The organism is Streptomyces sp. CA-179760 (assembly GCF_050937045.1).
Lineage (GTDB): Bacteria > Actinomycetota > Actinomycetes > Streptomycetales > Streptomycetaceae > Streptomyces.
The window spans coordinates 5,070,427-5,085,331 of the sequence record NZ_JBNJLZ010000001.1 but is presented as its reverse complement, the minus strand read 5'-3'; the positions used below and the strand labels follow the sequence as shown (position 1 = coordinate 5,085,331).

The window sequence follows — 14,905 nt, the reverse complement described above, 5'->3', positions numbered from 1 at the left end:
GGTACTCCCGGCCGCGCACCCGTCCGCCGGGACCACGGCCGGGAACCCCGGGGTGTGCGGCTACCTGGAGGCTGCGCCGACGAGGCCGTCCAGCCAGGCCTGGTGGCCGTTGAGCATCGGGTTCGGACGCTCGGCCGCCAGGGCCGCGGCGGGCCGGCCGATCTGGGTCTCCTGGGTCAGGATCCGCACCCGCCCGCCGGGCAGGTCCTCCACCAGCCAGGCGTGCAGCACGTCGAGCCGCTCCTCGGGCGTGCCGTCCTGCTTCGCCGTCCAGGACAGCCGGCCGGGGACACCCTCGGCCGGGGCCTGGAACCGGACCACACGCGCGTCCAGGGGCGGGAAGCCGAACGTGCCGAAGCCGAAGTCGAGGCCGTCCTTCAGCCCGGGGCCGTCACCGTTCGGGAAGGAGATGTCCGCGACGTTGTCGTAGTAGCCCTCCCAGGTCGAGGTGTCGGTGAGGAAGTGCCAGACCTGAGCGGCCGTCAGGCCCTCGACGATCACCTCGTTGGAGACGAAGTTGTCGCCGGTGCCGGGCAGGTACTCCCGCGGCCAGTCGATCGCGTTCTGCGTGGTCATGGTGCGGGGCGTCCTTCTGGTGAGCGCGCTGCTCGTCAGCGCGTGGTCAGGGGAGCTTCTTGAGCAGCTCGGCGGCGAGCGGGGCGGAGGAGGCCGGGTTCTGGCCGGTGACGACATTGCGGTCGACGCGGACGTGCGGCGCCCACGGCTCCCCGGTCTCGACCGTCAGACCGGCCTCGGTCAGCCGGTCCTCCAGCAGCCACTTCGCCTTGTCCGCGCTGCCGGCCAGCCGCTCCTCGGCGTTGGTGAAGGCGGTGATCCGGTAGCCGGCGTAGGCGTTGGCGCCGTCCTCCTTCACCGCGGCCAGCAGCGCGGCCGGGCCGTGGCAGACGACGCCCACCGGCAGCCCGGACTCCACCGCCCGGGCGAGGAGGCGGCCGGAGTCGGTGTCGACGGCCAGGTCCTCCATCGGACCGTGGCCCCCGGGGACGTACACCGCGTCGAAGTCGTCGAGGCGTACGTCGGTCAGCGCCAGCGGGGCGCGGAACTCCGGGGCGCCCTCCACCACCGCCTTGATCTTCGCGGCGTTCTCCTCGCCGCCGGCGGCCTGGGGAGCCAGGCTGCCCGGGTCGACCGGCGGGACGACGCCGCCCGGGGTGGCCACGGTGATCTCGTGGCCGGCGGCCTTGAACGCCTCGTAGGGGGCGACCGCCTCTTCGGCCCAGAAGCCGGTGCGGTGCTTGCTGCCGTCGGCCAGCGTCCAGTGGTCGGCGCCGGTCATCAGGAAAAGGATCTTCGCCATGGGGTGCTCCTACGGGTTGTGAGGGGGTGGTGGGTCCGCATGGTCCGGCCGCGTCGTCGCTACGACGCTAGAACCGATGTCCATCGGAGTACCAATAGGAGAGCCGATATCGGCTATCGACACTCCGATGTGTCCCGGCGGCTACGCTGACGTCATGAAGAACCGGACGCCCGAGGCCGCCGGTACCGGCAGGCAGCTACCCGCCCATGCCGACCTGAACCTGCTGCGCACCTTCCTGGCCGTCTACCGTGCCGGTACGTTCACCGCCGCCGCCCCCGCGCTCGGGCTGTCCCAGCCCACCGTGACCGCTCAGATCCGCACCCTGGAGCAGCAGACGGGCCGCGAGCTGTTCACGCGGCTGCCGCGCGGCGTGGAACCCACGCCCGTCGCCCACGAGCTGGCCGCGCGGATCGAGGGCCCGCTCGACACCCTCGCGGCCCTGGAGGGCGGTGGCCGGGAGGGCGGCCCCACCCTGCCCGTGCATCTCGCCGGACCATCGGAACTGCTCTGCGTGCGCGTCCTGCCCGCCCTCGTCCCCCTCGTCGCCGACGGCGTCCGGTTGCGCGTCACGCAGGGCCTGCCCGAACCCCTGCTGGAGGAGACGCGCTCGGGCCGCCACGACCTCGTCATCACGACCCGGCGCCCCCGCGGGCGGGCCCTGGAGTCCGTCCCGCTCGCCGACGAGGAGTACCTGCTCGTGGCCTCCCCCGACTGGGCCCGGCGCATCGCCGCGGGCCCTCGGGCCGACGGCGGCCTGTGTGCCGCCCTGCGCGAGGTCCCGATGGTCACATACGCCGAGGACCTGCCCATCGTGCGGCGCTACTGGCGGACCGTCTTCGGCCGACAGCTCACCGCCCGCGCCGCGGTGACCGTGCCCAACCTGTACGCCGTCCTGTCCGCGGTCAACGCGGGAGCGGGCGTCAGCGTGCTGCCGCGTTCGCTGTGCCAGGAGTACCTCGACTCCGGCCGTCTCGCCCTCCTCCACGACCCGGAGGAACCGCCGTTGAACACCCTGTTCCTCGTCCAGCGGCCCGGCGCCGAGGCCAACCCCGACGTGCTCCGCGTCCGCGACCGGCTCCGGGCGGCGGCCCGGGGCTGGTAGCCGCCGTCAGGATTCGTTCGGTCCGTCGCCGGGGCCGACCCTCGGGCCGAGGCGGCGGTAGGCGGCGCGGGCGTGGACCAGGCGGGCCAGGGCCGTGCCCAGCAGGGTGGCGGCGAGCAGACAGGTGAGCCAGGTGGTGTCGCGGTGTCCGGCCCAGGTGAGGGTGCCTGCGGGCGGGATGACGAAGCCGTTGAGGAACAGCCAGCACAGCAGGGCCGTGCCGGGGGCGGCCGTGAAGCGCGCGCCCAGTCCGAGCAGGGCGGCCAGCAGGGAGAGCGCGGGCAGGGCCAGTTCCGGACGGCCGGGCCCCACCACGGTGTTGAGACCCGCCACCAGCGCGGGCGCACCCGCGAAGGCCCCGGCCCAGACCAACGGGGTCGCCACCGGCCGGGGAACGGGCCTGGCTCCGGTGCCCAGAGGCATCCACTTGATCATGCTGCCGCTTCCGCTCTGCCGGCCGGTTCCGAAGTGCTCGCCAGGGTGCCATCAACACCGCTGTGGAGAAACACCGAATCCGGACAGTCGGGCAGGGGGGAGTCGCGAGCGCGGCACCCGATATCGCCTCGCCCCGCGGCCCCGGGGTGCGTACTGTCTCGTCGCAGACGACGCGAGGGCTGGGGGCCGTGGCCAGGAGACGTTACGTTGCCAGGGGTGTGCCCGGGGGCTATCGCATCTGGGACAACCGGGGACAGCGCTGGTGGGGTGACCTCTACGAACTGTGCCCCGACGATCTGCTGACCGAGCTCAACGGGCAGGCGGACCAGGCGCGGATCACCGCGCTGATGAGGCACTACAGGGCGCGGAAGCGCTAGTCGCCCGACCCGGGGGCAGGTTGCCCACGCCACGCATGAGCTCGTACGCCTCGATGCCGGAGTCGATCTCGTCCGCGTCGGCCCGGCGGCCAGCAACTCGGCGCAGACCGGTGTGGAGCCCGCTCGCCTCGGGCCGGCTGACGGGCGCCATACGCGAGGGCCGGGACATCACCACGAACCGCTCGGCGTTCATGCCCGAGCGGTTCGACACCTCCCTCCCCGCCGACCGGGGCAGGCTCGACGCGATCATCGCGCCCGGCACCGACCTGGCCCCGCACGAGAAGCACGACACTCCGCCCGCGCTGCTCGACCCGTCACTGCGGCGCCGCTGACCGGCCGGGGACGCGTCAGTCGTCCTCGATGGTGATGAAGGGGTCCCACTGGAAGTACCCCTTCACCTGGCGGTGGCGGTCCAGGATCTGGAAGTAGAAGTGATAGGTGACCTTGCCGGACTTCTTGACGGTCGCCCTCCAGTAGTGGTCCTGGTAACGCTGCGTCTCGAACTCCGGCCGGCCCTCGCTGCCCTCCTTCGGCAGGGGGTAGATGCCGTCGATCACCTCGATCTCCGGTGTGGAGATGAGCCGGTGCTGGCTGTCGCTGCTGACGTAGCGGTACAGCAGGGCCTTGTAGTCGCTGCCCAGGGAGACGGTCGTCTCGCGCCACTTGACGGTGTCGCCGAGTTCGGCGCGGAGGTTCAGCTCGGCGCCCGACGTGCCGACGATGTGGTCGTGGCGGGTCGTCATGTAGATCAGGCTCTGGTCGACCTGGGTCGGTGCGTCGGGGTTGCGGGACGCGTTGGGGTTGCGTTCGACGATCGTGGCCGCGTCGAACGCGATCAGGACGTTGAGATCAGCCATTTTCCTTCTCCTTCGGAACCTTGTAGGCCATCGCTCGCGGGTAGTCGTGGCGGTGCAGGCGGACACGGACCAGGAGGGGACCCGCGTTGAGCGGGTCGGCCGGGTCGGTGAGTCGGTCCAGGAGGTCGTCCAGCTCCGCGGTGTGCGTGACGCTGACGCCGTCGGCCGGGGTCTTCCCGCCGGCGAAGACGGCCGGGAGGCGGTCGTAGTGCCAGGGGTGGAGGACGTTGTAGAAGTCGGGGTCGGCGGCGTCCCGGTCCGCGTAGTACGACGGGTGCACCAGCATCTGCTCGATGCCGTAGAAGTGGCCGTTGTCCATCACGAACACCACCGAGCGCAGGCCGAGCCTGGTGTGGGTGGAGAGCTCCTGGCAGGTCTCCTGGAAGGCGCCGTCGCCCACGAACACCATCGGGCGGGCGTACTCGCGCTCGGGGGCGAGCGCGGCGCCGGTGGCCGCCCCGACCGACCAGCCGATGGACAGCCAGCTGACCTGGGACAGGAACCCGCCGGCGGGCAGGGACAGGTTCATCGAGCCGATGAGGGAGAACGCGGCGTCCGAGACGACCGTCCAGTCCTCCCCGGTGTCGTGGTTCAGGAAGTGGTTGATCCGGTCGAAGACGCCGTCGTAGGTGAGGCGTTGCCCCTCCGCGTGGCGGGCTCGTGAGGCGCCGGCGCGGAGTGAGGCGCGGTGGTGTTCGAGGGCCGACGGGCGGTCGCCCGGCGCGCCGTGGTGGGCGTAGGACTCGGCGTAGTAGTCGGCGGCCAGGCCCTCGGTGCCATAGGCCTTCACCAGGGCGTCCTGGAGGGCGGGCAGCAGGTGGCGGAGCTGGACGTCGGGGAAGTAGGAGGTGCCGACGCTGACGCCGCCGAGCGCGGCCATCACCCAGTCCTGGCCGACGGACTGCTCGCCGCCGAGATTCTTCGACGTGGACCAGGCGCCGAGCCCGATCCGGCAGGTGGCCCAGTCCTTGAAGACACGGTGCACGTCGGGGTGGCTGGCCGGTCCGTTGTAGACGCCGTGGAACCGCGGCAGGTCCTCGTCGACGACGGCCTTGGCGCCGACGGTGGTGCAGAACGGCACGCCCGTGGCCTCCACCAGGCCGGTGAGTTGCTCGCCCAGGCGGAACCGGTCGATCTCCTCACCGGCCCACACGATCGGGCGGGGCCTGCCGTCCGGGCCGGGGTGCTCCTCGACCAGGGTCAGGATCGCCTGCACGGCGTGGTCCAGCATCTGCTGGTTGCGTTCGCTGAACGGCCGCTCACGGGGGACGATCGGTATCTCGGGTGCGGGGCAGGGCTCGTCCCAGAGGTCCTCCATGATCTCCAGGTAGACCGGCCGGCGCTCGGAGAGGCACGCGGTGAGCGCGGCGTCGATCTGGCCGGGGGCGAGGCCCGGGTGGGAGACGACCTGGGCGTCCACGGTGACCTGCCGGTAGACGTCCAGGTTGCTCTCCGCGCGGGGGCTCATGTGTGAGGTGAGCAGGCCGACGGCACGGTAGTTCTGCCACTGCTCGTAGGGCGGCGAGGCGTTGACGGCGACCAGCGGGACCTGTTCGACGTAGGCGCCCCCGCAGGCGTTGAGCAGATTGAACGCGCCCACGCTGTAGGTGACGGCGACCGCTCCCACGCCGTGGATACGGGCGTAGGCGTCTGCGGCCTGGCCCGCGCCGCCCTCGGTGGGGGTGCCGACCCACTCGATGTCGTCCTCCGCCCGCAGGGTGGTCAGGAACGGGCCGAGGTGGTTGCCGGGGACGCCGAACAGGTGGGTGATGCCCAACTCGGCCAGCCTCAGGGCGAGATAGCGGGCGACCGTGCACCCGCGGTCGATCGCGGTCATGTCCCCTCCCCCGGGACGGTGACCGGCGGGGCCTGGTGGACGGCGAGCGCGGCCCGCACGGCGCTCTCCAGGGCGCCCTCGATCCAGGCGTGCTTGAGGGAGGTGTGCTCCCCGGCGAAGTGCACCGGGCCCTCGGGCCGGGAGACGTCCAGGTGGAAGCTGGTCATCTGGTGCGCGGTGTAGATGGCCGCCTCGCCGAAGGCGTACGGGTCGCGGGCCCAGCTCTTGGTGGCGCCCCGCCCGGTGAAGAACACCTCGATGCGGCGGCCGTGCAGGGCCTGGAGGTTGCGCAGGGCGTAGACGTAGCGCTCGGCGCTCCGCATGGAGTCCCAGCGCGCGGCGTCGTCGGACCAGCAGTAGGAGGCGAGGACGACGCCACCGGTGCTGCCCTCGACCCGGTGCGAGGGGTAGTACATGAACCGGTTGGGGTTGTCGGCGGCGGAGCCCCCGCCGAAGCAGTGGGTGGCGGGGCGGACGGCGGGGCCGCGCAGCGGCAGGGTGCTGTCGAGCTGCCGCATCTCCTCGGTGACGCCGCTGTCCTTGACGGCGGCCCCGAGCAGTCCGGCGAAGGTCAGGCCGGCCCCGGAGTCCGTGGAGACGACCGTCAGACCGGTGCCGTCCTGGCCGCCCTGCCGGTACTGCTCGTACAGCCCCGGCGATATGCGGTCCAGCTCCTCGCGCCAGTCGTCCTCGGTGAACTCCCACCAGCGGTGGCTGAACTCCAGCAGCACCTTGGTGGCCTGGTCGTAGTGGGTCTCGATGATCGCGCGGCGCTTCTTGTACGACATCGAGGGGACGATCTCCACGAAGCGCAGGGCGGAGAACGGGACGGTGACGATCGCCAGGTCCGCGGTCCACAGGCGCGGCGGGGCCTGTGGATCGTCCTCGGCGACGGTCTGCACGGCCACACCCCAGCCGTCGGGTCCCACGGCGCCGGTGCCCTCGGGGTCGGTGTCGCGGCTGGGGTCGTGATATTCGAGGCGGATCATGCGGTGGCCGAGCCGCACCTCGTCGCGCAGGCCCTGGTGGAGGGCGTGCGGCAGGCGCCAGCTGCCGCCGGGTATCTCCCAGTAGCGCACGCCCGGGTTGATGTCGCTGCGGCTCAGGAAGCTGTGGAAGAAGGAGAGATGCAGCCGCGAGGACATGTTCTCCAGGGTGCCGACGGCCTCGATGGCCTCGTCGCTGAGCCCGGCGTGGTCGCGCAGGAAGCCGCCCATCGAGTAGCCGTCGAAGTCGCGGATCACCCGGGCCCAGCCCTCGACCCACTCCTCGAACGGCTTGTTCACGCGCCGTCCGTCGACGACGTCGGAGTAGTAGTCGCGCACACATTCCAGCGCGTCGTCGACCATCTTCACTACGGGGGAGCGGACTTCGTCACCCGTGAGGTGGAAGCCCTCGTTGACGCGTTCCGGCCCGGCGGCGTAGTCGGAGCGCCGCACCTGGACGCGGTTGACGCGGATCCAGGAGTTGCCGCGCTTGTCGGGCTCACGGAAGTCGGGGCTGTCGTCGCCGTAGGACCAGGTCCGGCCGGTGAAGGAGGAGTACGACACCGGGGGCGCGGGGACGTCGGGGCCGCTGCCCGTGCCGGGGTCCACGTCCACGTTGTAGAACTGGCGGCGGCCGAGGCCGAGTTTGTCGACCAGGGCGAGGACGAGCGGATGGAAGTCGGGCAGCCGCATGGCACCGGCCTCGGCGTACTGGGCCGGGTCGTCGAAGGGCTGGTGGTGCTTGGTGGCCCGGAACGTCTTGACGCGCCCGCCGACCCGGCTGGCATTGGCCTCCAGAATGGTGACGTCGTGGCCGGCGTCCTTGAGTAATCGCCCGGCGACGAGGCCGGTGATTCCGGCGCCGATGACGAGGATCTTCTTTTGCGGGTGGTGGGTGGGGCCGAGGCGGCCCGTGTCTATCAGGGTGTGCAGATAGTCGAGTTTGAGGTCCTTGCCGTCCGGCCCGACGAGCAGAAGTTCACGGGCGAGCTGGAGACAGGTCTGCCAGCGCGCACGGGTGGCGGAGCTGTCCCGAGAAGTGTCGGTCATAGCCAGCGATCGTAGATATGCCGGAACGATTTCCCGGTTCACCCGGTGCACAACGTCCGGAAATCACCGATCGCACACAATGACAGAAATTCGACACGTCCAGCCGCCCTCTGCGAGAACAGATGATTCAGAGGAGGCGGAGGGGCAGGAAAAGCGAAGCCGGTTCGAAAACCCGTTCGCGGAATGTGGACGTCCTGAAAACCCCGGCGGTCACCCTCACGCCGGCGCGATCGACACGGAGCGCGGCCCAGAAATCGTTTCGGCCGGTTCCCGCCGTCGCGGCCCGGGCCAAGAACGCGGCAGGGGGCCCGCCCCACGGGTGAGGCGTGCCCCCTGCCGGTCGGTCACGTCACTAGGCGGTCACGATGCAGGTGGTGGGAACCCAGCCCTTGGTCCCCTTGTAGGAGATGTAGTCCCACTGGTCACTGCCCTGACCGCACCAGTCGTCGTACCACTTCGACGCCTTCTCGTTCTTGAGGCTGCAGGCGGTCTTCCCCTTCGGGAAGAGACCCAGAGCGGTCGACGAGACGCTCTTGCTCTTGCGGATCTTGACGCTTTCACGCGCCTTGACCTTTCCGTTGCCCGTGCCCGCCTCGCACGCGGCGAGCACGGAAGCCTCACCGGACGACGCGGTGGCCGTCGGAGCGGCTACCGCCGGGTTCGCGGTGAAGGCGACACCGGCCAGCGCCACGGCACCCAACACGCTCATCATTTTCCTGCGCACGAAAACCCCGTTTCCCCGAAGTGGATCAGTCAATTGACAACTTATCACTCCGGAAATGGCACGTGATCAGGATGCGCATCGAGATCGGAAAGACCTTGTGCGAACCCGGTGAAAGTGAACGCAGATCGGGGCGAACCCAGCGGATGGGTCGTTGTTCAGACCGTGGAAACGGGTCGCCGAACAATTCGCTGCCCGGTTGAACTGGGCCGGTGGGACCGGACGTAGCGGGAGAGGGGTGTCGGATGCGCGGGAGCGCGGGTGTCGGGATCGTGGTCGCCGGGCTGGTGCTGGCCGTCGGTGGCTGCGCGGTCGGTACGGACGGCAAGGGCGGCGCGGACCAGGACGGCACGTCCGGTCGGGACACGGCCCCGGCGACGCCGTCGCAGCCGCCGTCCAAGGAGTTGGTGCGGTGGGTCGGCGCGATGTGCGAGTCGACGGTCGCCCTCAAGGATCTGCGGGCGGGGAGCGCCGAGGATCTGAAGGAGATCCGGGGTGCGGGCGAGGAGGATCTCGTCGCCCGGGCCACCGCCTTGGGCTATCTCTCCAGCACACCGTCCGCGGTGGACAGTGTGCAGAGCAGCCTGGAGGACATCGGCCGGTCGGGCGTACCCGCGGCCGACCGGATGCTCGACGCCCTGCGGAAGAAGGTGAACGGGGTCGCGGCGAAGCTCGAGGGGGTGTCACCGGTGGGTCTCGAGTACGCCGAGGACGAGGCCGCGGACGTCGACAAGCTCGTCCAGTCCCTCACCCCGCCGAAGCCGGACCTGCCCGAGCTCACCGAGAAGATCCCGCGGCTCGCGGCCGCGTACCGGAAGGCCGCCCCGTGCGCCCCGGGCTGGAAGCCCGCCGAGGGGACCGGCGATCCGGCCGCGCCCGACCCCACGGGCCCGTTGCCCAAGGCGGCGAACGGCAAGAACTACGCCGCCTGCTCGGACGGCGGGTGCGAGGTCCTGGTGACCTCCACGGCGGAGATCACGGCGAACGGCACGACGGTGCATGTCACCGTGTCGGACGACAACGTCACCTTCCAGACGGACGGCACCGTGATGCAACTCGGCGGCGCGGGCGGCGAGGCCGGGTTCGGCGACGCGCTGAAGGCGAACGTCGTCGCGCACAACGAGGACGGAGCCGTGCTGAAGTTCAGCACTCCCTGAGCCCTGAGGGGCCCTTGCCCGATGAGCGCCCGATCCGGTCGGGCATCGTGCGAGGACAGACCGCAGGCCACCGCCGGCGCCTCGGCCCCCGCTGAAACCGAGGGCTGCGAACGCGGCTGGGGCCGTGAGGTCAGGACGCGGTGGTGTCCACGACGAAGCGGCGACTGAGACTGATCTCGCCCGAGAGCAGACCCGGGTCGGCCGTCACCGTCAGCTCGTGCTCCCCGTCCCGCAACGCCCCCACTTCGAGCACCCTGTGGTCTCCGACCCATGACGTGGGGACGATCTCGTCGTTCAGCCTGACCTCGACAGTGCGCAGCGCCTCGATGGCCAGCGCCTCCTCGTCGGCGCGGTCGATCACGTGCACGGTGAGCCGGGCCTCGGAGAGCGCGGCGGCGTTCAGCACGCCGCTGCTGGGGATGCCTCGTACACCCAGCTTCGGATGGTTCACCGCGTTGGACACCGCGATGAAGCCGATCACCAGGGCGGCGGCGACAGCGGCAACCAGAGTGGTGATGAGGACCTTCCGCAGGGACCGGGTTCGCACAGGGTCCGACGTCATCCTGGCCAGCCGCATAAGCACATCCTTCGAAGAGTCACCGCCTGGGCCGTGGGCTCCGCCTCTTCGTCCCGCCCGTGGCCTCGCGTCGCCCCTTGTACCGGCTTGAGGACAGAAGCGCCCGAGGGCACGGACCGAGACTCGGACTCGGGGGTGCCCGGCGCCCCTGATGCTGCCACCTCAACCGTCCGTAAGCCAGTTCGTCCCTGCCCCCGGCGACCGGGTGGGCATGCCCTCCTGGGCCCCCGGCAGGCGCGAACGTGCCCGCCAGTCACCATCGTTGACGCCTTCCTCCAGATCGCCCACTGCGTGGTCCTCGCCCGCTGGAACCCAGCATGCTGAAGGAACCCTGAATTACCCCTGATTCTCCTCGCACACCTCCCGGTACCCGAGTCGCGGCAGGCGTTCCGCCCAGTCGGCCCGGGTGAGGACGCCGGCCGTGCGGGCGCAGGCGTAGGCCGCCGCGCGGGCCGGGTCCAGGGTCCAGATCCGGGCCGTCAGGTCGTAGCCCGCGGAGGCGAGGGCGTCACCCCGGGGGCTGAAGGCGACGGTGGTGACGGTGTCGAGGTGGCCGGTGAGCTCCTGGCCGAGGGGCTCGGCGCGGGCCGGGTCGGCCACGTCCCACAGCCGGACCGCGTGGTCGCCGCCGCCGGTCGCCAGGGTCTTCCCGTCCGGGGCGAACGCCAGGGCCCGGACCTCCCCGCGGTGTCCGGTCAGCGCTTCGCCCAGCGGGCGCGCCCGGCCGCCCTGTCCGACGCCCCACAGCCGCACCGTACGGTCGTCGCCGCCCGTCGCCAGGGTCTTCCCGTCCGGGGCGAAGGCCACCGCGTTGACCTCCTCGTCGTGCCCGCCGAGGGCGGCGCCCGCGGGGCGGGCCGGTCTTCCGTCGCCCACGTGCCACAGCCGGGTCGTCGAGTCCTCGGAGGCCGTGGCCAGGAGACGGCCGCCGCGTGCGAAGGCCACGGAGGTGACGGTGTCCTGGTGGCCGCGCAGCGATGCGCCGAGCGGCCGGACGCGGTCCGCTCGGCGGACGTCCCACAGCCGCACCGTGTCGTCCTCGCCGCCGGTGGCCAGTGTGCGGCCGTCCGGCGCGAAGGCCACGGCGTCGGTACCGCCGTCGTGTGCGGGGAGAGGTGATCCGAGGGGCGTGGGCCGGTCGGGCGTGGAGACGTCCCACAGGCGTACGGTGCCGTCCGCGCAGCCGCTGACCACCGTTCGGCCGTCCGGGGCGAACGCCAGGGCCAGCACCCGGTCCTCGTGGCCGAGCGGCCGGGGCAGCCGGAGCGGGCGGTCCGGGCGGCGTACGTCCCACAGCCGGATCAGCCCGTCGTCGGTGCTCGCGGCGGCGAGCAGCCGGCGGTCGGGGCTGAAGGCGAGGGCGGTCACCGGGTTGGTGAAGTCGGTGAGGACGCTCGGCGGCCGGTGCCAGAGCAGGACGCTCCCGTCTGCGCCGGTACTGGCGAGGGTGCGGCCGTCGCGGCTGAAGGCCACCTCCCACACGGCCTCGGTGTGGCCGGTCAGCGGCTCCCCGAGCTGCTGCGGGTAGGCGGGGTTGGTCACGTTCCACAGGACGGGCGCGTCGTCCTCGCCCGCGCTCGCCAGGGTCTCGCCGTCGGGGCTGAACGCGACCGACATGACGGGCGCGGTGTGCGCGGTGAGCGGTTCGCCCAGGGGCTCGGGGCGGCCCGGTCCTGACGCGTCCCACAGACGTACGGTCTCGTCGAAGCCGGCGGTGGCCAATGTCCGGCCGTCGGGTGAGAAGGCCAGCGTCCAGACGGGGGCGGTGTGGGCGCGCAGGGGCTTGCCCAGCGGTGCGAGGCCGTCGTCCTCGCCGTAGCGCCACATCCGTACGGTGCCGTCGTAGCCGGCCGTGGCCAGCGTCCGGCCCTCCGGCGCGAAGGCGACCGCGCGGACGCTGCCGTCGTCCGACGCGTCGGCCTCGGCGGGCTTGCCGAGCGGTGTGGGGCGGGCCGGGTCGGTCAGGTTCCACAGCCGTACGGCCCCGTCGTCGCCGGCGGTGGCCAGTGTCCGGCCGTCGGGGGCCAAGGCGGTGGAGACGACGTTCTCCTCGTCGTGGCTCACCAGTTGGCGGCCGAGGGCGCGGGGCCGCTTCCGGTCGCTCACGTCCCACAGGCGGACGGCGCCGCCTTCCCCGGTGGCCGCCAGCAGGTTCCCGCCGGCCGGGGCGAAGGCGACCGAGCTGACCCGGGCCGTGCCGAGGCGCAGGGGTTCGCCCAGCGCCTTTCCGGTGGTGGCGTCCCACAGCCGGACCGTGCCGTCGTGGCCGCCGCTCGCCAGGGTGCGGCCGTCGGGCGCGTACGCCACGGAGCTGCCGACCCCGTCGTGCCCGCCGGGCAGCCGGGTGGGCAGCACCCGGCCCGCGTCGGAGGCCAGCCGGGTCCTGAGGTCCGGGGTGGAGCGCATGCGGTACGCGGCGACATCGAGCCGGGCCGCCGGCCCGGCCTGGGTCTCGCGGACCCGGTCGGCCTCGGCGGTGAGCCGGCCGAAGACCGCTTCGTCCCGTTCGGCCTGTGCGGTCTCGCGGGCCTGGAGGGCGACGACGGCGGTGCCGGTGGCGAGCAGGGCGAGCGCGGCGAGGACGGCCACGACGGTGCGGCGCAGCAGCGCGGCGCGGTGCCGGCGGCCCAGTGAGGTGGTGAGGAACCGCCGCTCCAGCGGGGTGAGTTCGTCCGTCGCGGTGTCGTGCGGGAAGGCGTCGCGGGCGGCGCTCAGCCGGGAGCCGGCGTAGAGCGCGGCGTTCTCCTGCCCGAGTCCCTGCCAGGTGCGGGCGGCCTCGGAGAGCGCGCGGTGGACGCGCAGCCGGTCGCGCTCGGCGTCGATCCAGCCGCGCAGCCGGGGCCAGGCGGTGATCAGGGCCTCGTGGGCGAGGTCGACGGTGCCGTCGTCGAAGGTGACGAGACGGGCCCGGGCCAGGCGCTCCAGGACCACCCGGGTGTCGGCCGGACTGCCGAAGTCGAGCTCCGCGCGGTCGGTGGGGCGGCGCGTGTCGGGTGTCCCGTCGCCGGGGGCGACCAGCCGGAGCAGGACGCGGCGGGCCAACTCTGCCTGCTTCGAGGTGAGTTCGCCGTACACCTGCTCCGCCGTCCGTACGACGGCGCCGCGCAGTCCGCCGGCCGCCTCGTACGCGGTCTCGGTCAGGGCACGGCCACTGCGGTGGCGCCAGGTCTCCAGCAGGGCGTGCGACATCAGGGGCAGCCCGCCCGGGGCGTCCTCGACCTCGTCCAGGAGGCGGTCCGTCAGGGCGCGTTCGACGATCAGGCCGGCCGCGGCGGCCGGGCGGACGATGGCCTCCCGCAGTTCCGCCCGGCTCATCGGCCCGGCGAGCAGCGTGGCGTCCTGCAACGCGGCGGTCAGCCCGGGATGTTCGGCGCAGCGGCCGAGGAAGTCGGCCCGCACCGCGATGACGACGCGCAGCCTGCTGTCGGTGTCGGTGGCGGCGACGAGGCGGTCGATGAAGGCGTCCCGGCCGGCCGGGTCGGCGCCGAGGGTGTACAGCTCCTCGAACTGGTCGACGATCAGCCAGGTGTCGGCGTCCGTGCCGGGGACGGGCTCCAGCCGGCCGGCGTGCGTGTGCCCCGGATCCGCGCCGGGGGTGAGGATCCGTACGGCCGCGGGCGGAACGCCGTCGTCGGAGGCCGCCCGCAGCCGGGGGATGAGACCGGCGCGCAGGAGGGAGGACTTGCCGCTGCCGGAGGGTCCGAAGACGGCGGTGAAGCGGTGCTTGCGGTTCAGCTCGGTGAGCCGCTCGACGAGCTGGTCGCGGCCGAAGAACAGCTCGGCGTCGCCCGGTTCGAACCGGGTCAGGCCCCGGTAGGGCGGCCGGGCGGTCTCGTCGGCGGCGGCCTCGGCCGCCAGCTCGTCCGACGCCTCGCGCCAGCGCCGCTCCCACTCGGCGAGGTCGCCGCCGCAGGCCTTCACATAGGCGAGCGTCACCGCCCGGGTGGGCAGCTGTCTGCCCGCCGCCGCCTGCGACAGGGTGGTCACTCCGTACCGCGCCCGCCTGGCCATCTCCCGGTACGTGGGTCTGCCCGCGGACTCCCGCAGCGCGCGCAGCCCGGCGGCGAACCGCGGCACCGGCCCGGCCGCCGGATCCAGCTCGCCCTCGGCGCGGCCCGGTCCCGTTTGTCCCGGCACGTGCCCTCCCCCTCCCCCTCGTACGCCCTTCCTCGACCTTCGGCCGGATCGGCGGGCGGGACACCGCCGTTCACCACTTCCACACGTTTCCTCCAGGCCACTCGGCGCGGCGTGCGCCCCCGGGCTTGTTCGGTGCGGGGCGAGGGCCTGCCGAACAACCCCGTACGGCGGTCGGCTTCTCGTGGGCCACGGCGCGGTCCGAGCCCTGCGAGGGGAGGGCTCGGGCCCGCCGCGCACATCCACGGGAAGGAGAGTCATGTACGGACGAAGGCATGAGGTGATCACGGTGCGGGACGCTTCGAGGGCGCGGATGCCCGGGTCGGTGGTCCTGGCCCTGGTGATGGTCGCCGG

12 protein-coding genes and 1 pseudogene are annotated in these 14,905 nt (G+C 72.4%); 4 read left to right on the top strand and 9 right to left on the bottom strand.

Translation table 11 applies throughout. From position 1 onward, the window contains the following. Positions 1 to 60: 60 nt before the first annotated feature. Both ACQEV8_RS22945 and ACQEV8_RS22940 read right to left on the bottom strand, forming a co-directional pair. Positions 61 to 576 carry an SRPBCC domain-containing protein gene (locus tag ACQEV8_RS22945; RefSeq protein ID WP_432963071.1) on the bottom strand — a complete coding sequence of 172 codons (516 nt, stop codon included), beginning with the start codon at positions 574 to 576 and terminating at the stop codon, positions 61 to 63. Positions 577 to 622: 46 nt separating this feature from the next. After that, a complete protein-coding gene (locus ACQEV8_RS22940) occupies positions 623 to 1,318 on the bottom strand; it encodes a type 1 glutamine amidotransferase domain-containing protein (RefSeq protein ID WP_432963068.1) in 696 nt (231 codons plus the stop codon). Positions 1,319 to 1,472: 154 nt separating this feature from the next. On the opposite strand from ACQEV8_RS22940, the gene ACQEV8_RS22935 reads away from it, so the two are divergent. After that, on the top strand, positions 1,473 to 2,420 hold the full coding sequence (locus ACQEV8_RS22935; RefSeq protein WP_432963065.1) for a LysR family transcriptional regulator: 948 nt from the start codon (positions 1,473 to 1,475) through the stop codon (positions 2,418 to 2,420). A 6-nt stretch (positions 2,421 to 2,426) separates the two neighbouring features. On the opposite strand, the gene ACQEV8_RS22930 is transcribed toward ACQEV8_RS22935, so the two are convergent. Beyond that, positions 2,427 to 2,855, bottom strand: a complete 429-nt coding sequence (locus ACQEV8_RS22930) for a hypothetical protein (protein WP_432963062.1) — start codon at positions 2,853 to 2,855, stop codon at positions 2,427 to 2,429. A gap of 188 nt (positions 2,856 to 3,043) precedes the next feature. Between ACQEV8_RS22930 and ACQEV8_RS22925 the strand changes: the two genes are divergently transcribed. Together ACQEV8_RS22925 and ACQEV8_RS22920 are read left to right on the top strand one after the other, a co-directional pair. Then, positions 3,044 to 3,232, top strand: coding sequence for a hypothetical protein (locus ACQEV8_RS22925; protein WP_432963059.1), 189 nt, complete (start codon positions 3,044 to 3,046; stop codon positions 3,230 to 3,232). A gap of 113 nt (positions 3,233 to 3,345) precedes the next feature. Further along, positions 3,346 to 3,564 (top strand): annotated as a pseudogene (locus ACQEV8_RS22920) (aldo/keto reductase); the annotation flags it as partial. A 15-nt stretch (positions 3,565 to 3,579) separates the two neighbouring features. Here ACQEV8_RS22920 and ACQEV8_RS22915 read toward each other — a convergent pair. From ACQEV8_RS22915 to ACQEV8_RS22900, 4 genes are all read right to left on the bottom strand, one after another. Beyond that, the gene (locus ACQEV8_RS22915) at positions 3,580 to 4,089 is read right to left on the bottom strand and encodes an inclusion body family protein (RefSeq protein WP_432963056.1); all 510 of its coding nucleotides are present in this window, start codon (positions 4,087 to 4,089) and stop codon (positions 3,580 to 3,582) included. After that, positions 4,082 to 5,926: a thiamine pyrophosphate-binding protein gene (locus tag ACQEV8_RS22910; RefSeq protein ID WP_432963053.1), complete on the bottom strand. Its 1,845-nt coding sequence runs from the start codon at positions 5,924 to 5,926 to the stop codon at positions 4,082 to 4,084. The genes ACQEV8_RS22915 and ACQEV8_RS22910 overlap by 8 nt, the downstream gene beginning before the upstream one ends. Continuing rightward, a complete protein-coding gene (locus ACQEV8_RS22905; protein WP_432963050.1) occupies positions 5,923 to 7,962 on the bottom strand; it encodes an FAD-dependent oxidoreductase in 2,040 nt (679 codons plus the stop codon). The genes ACQEV8_RS22910 and ACQEV8_RS22905 overlap by 4 nt, the downstream gene beginning before the upstream one ends. A gap of 352 nt (positions 7,963 to 8,314) precedes the next feature. Next, positions 8,315 to 8,665, bottom strand: a complete 351-nt coding sequence (locus ACQEV8_RS22900; RefSeq protein WP_432963047.1) for a hypothetical protein — start codon at positions 8,663 to 8,665, stop codon at positions 8,315 to 8,317. A gap of 263 nt (positions 8,666 to 8,928) precedes the next feature. Here ACQEV8_RS22900 and ACQEV8_RS22895 point away from each other — a divergent pair, with 263 nt between their 5' ends. Continuing rightward, positions 8,929 to 9,840 (top strand): hypothetical protein, encoded by a 912-nt coding sequence (locus ACQEV8_RS22895; RefSeq protein WP_432963044.1) that lies wholly within the window; start codon positions 8,929 to 8,931, stop codon positions 9,838 to 9,840. Positions 9,841 to 9,970: 130 nt separating this feature from the next. On the opposite strand, the gene ACQEV8_RS22890 is transcribed toward ACQEV8_RS22895, so the two are convergent. Then, a complete protein-coding gene (locus tag ACQEV8_RS22890) occupies positions 9,971 to 10,387 on the bottom strand; it encodes a hypothetical protein (RefSeq protein ID WP_432963041.1) in 417 nt (138 codons plus the stop codon). Between the two features lie 366 nt (positions 10,388 to 10,753). Further along, positions 10,754 to 14,554 carry a WD40 repeat domain-containing protein gene (locus tag ACQEV8_RS22885; protein ID WP_432963038.1) on the bottom strand — a complete coding sequence of 1,267 codons (3,801 nt, stop codon included), beginning with the start codon at positions 14,552 to 14,554 and terminating at the stop codon, positions 10,754 to 10,756. Positions 14,555 to 14,905: the final 351 nt, after the last annotated feature.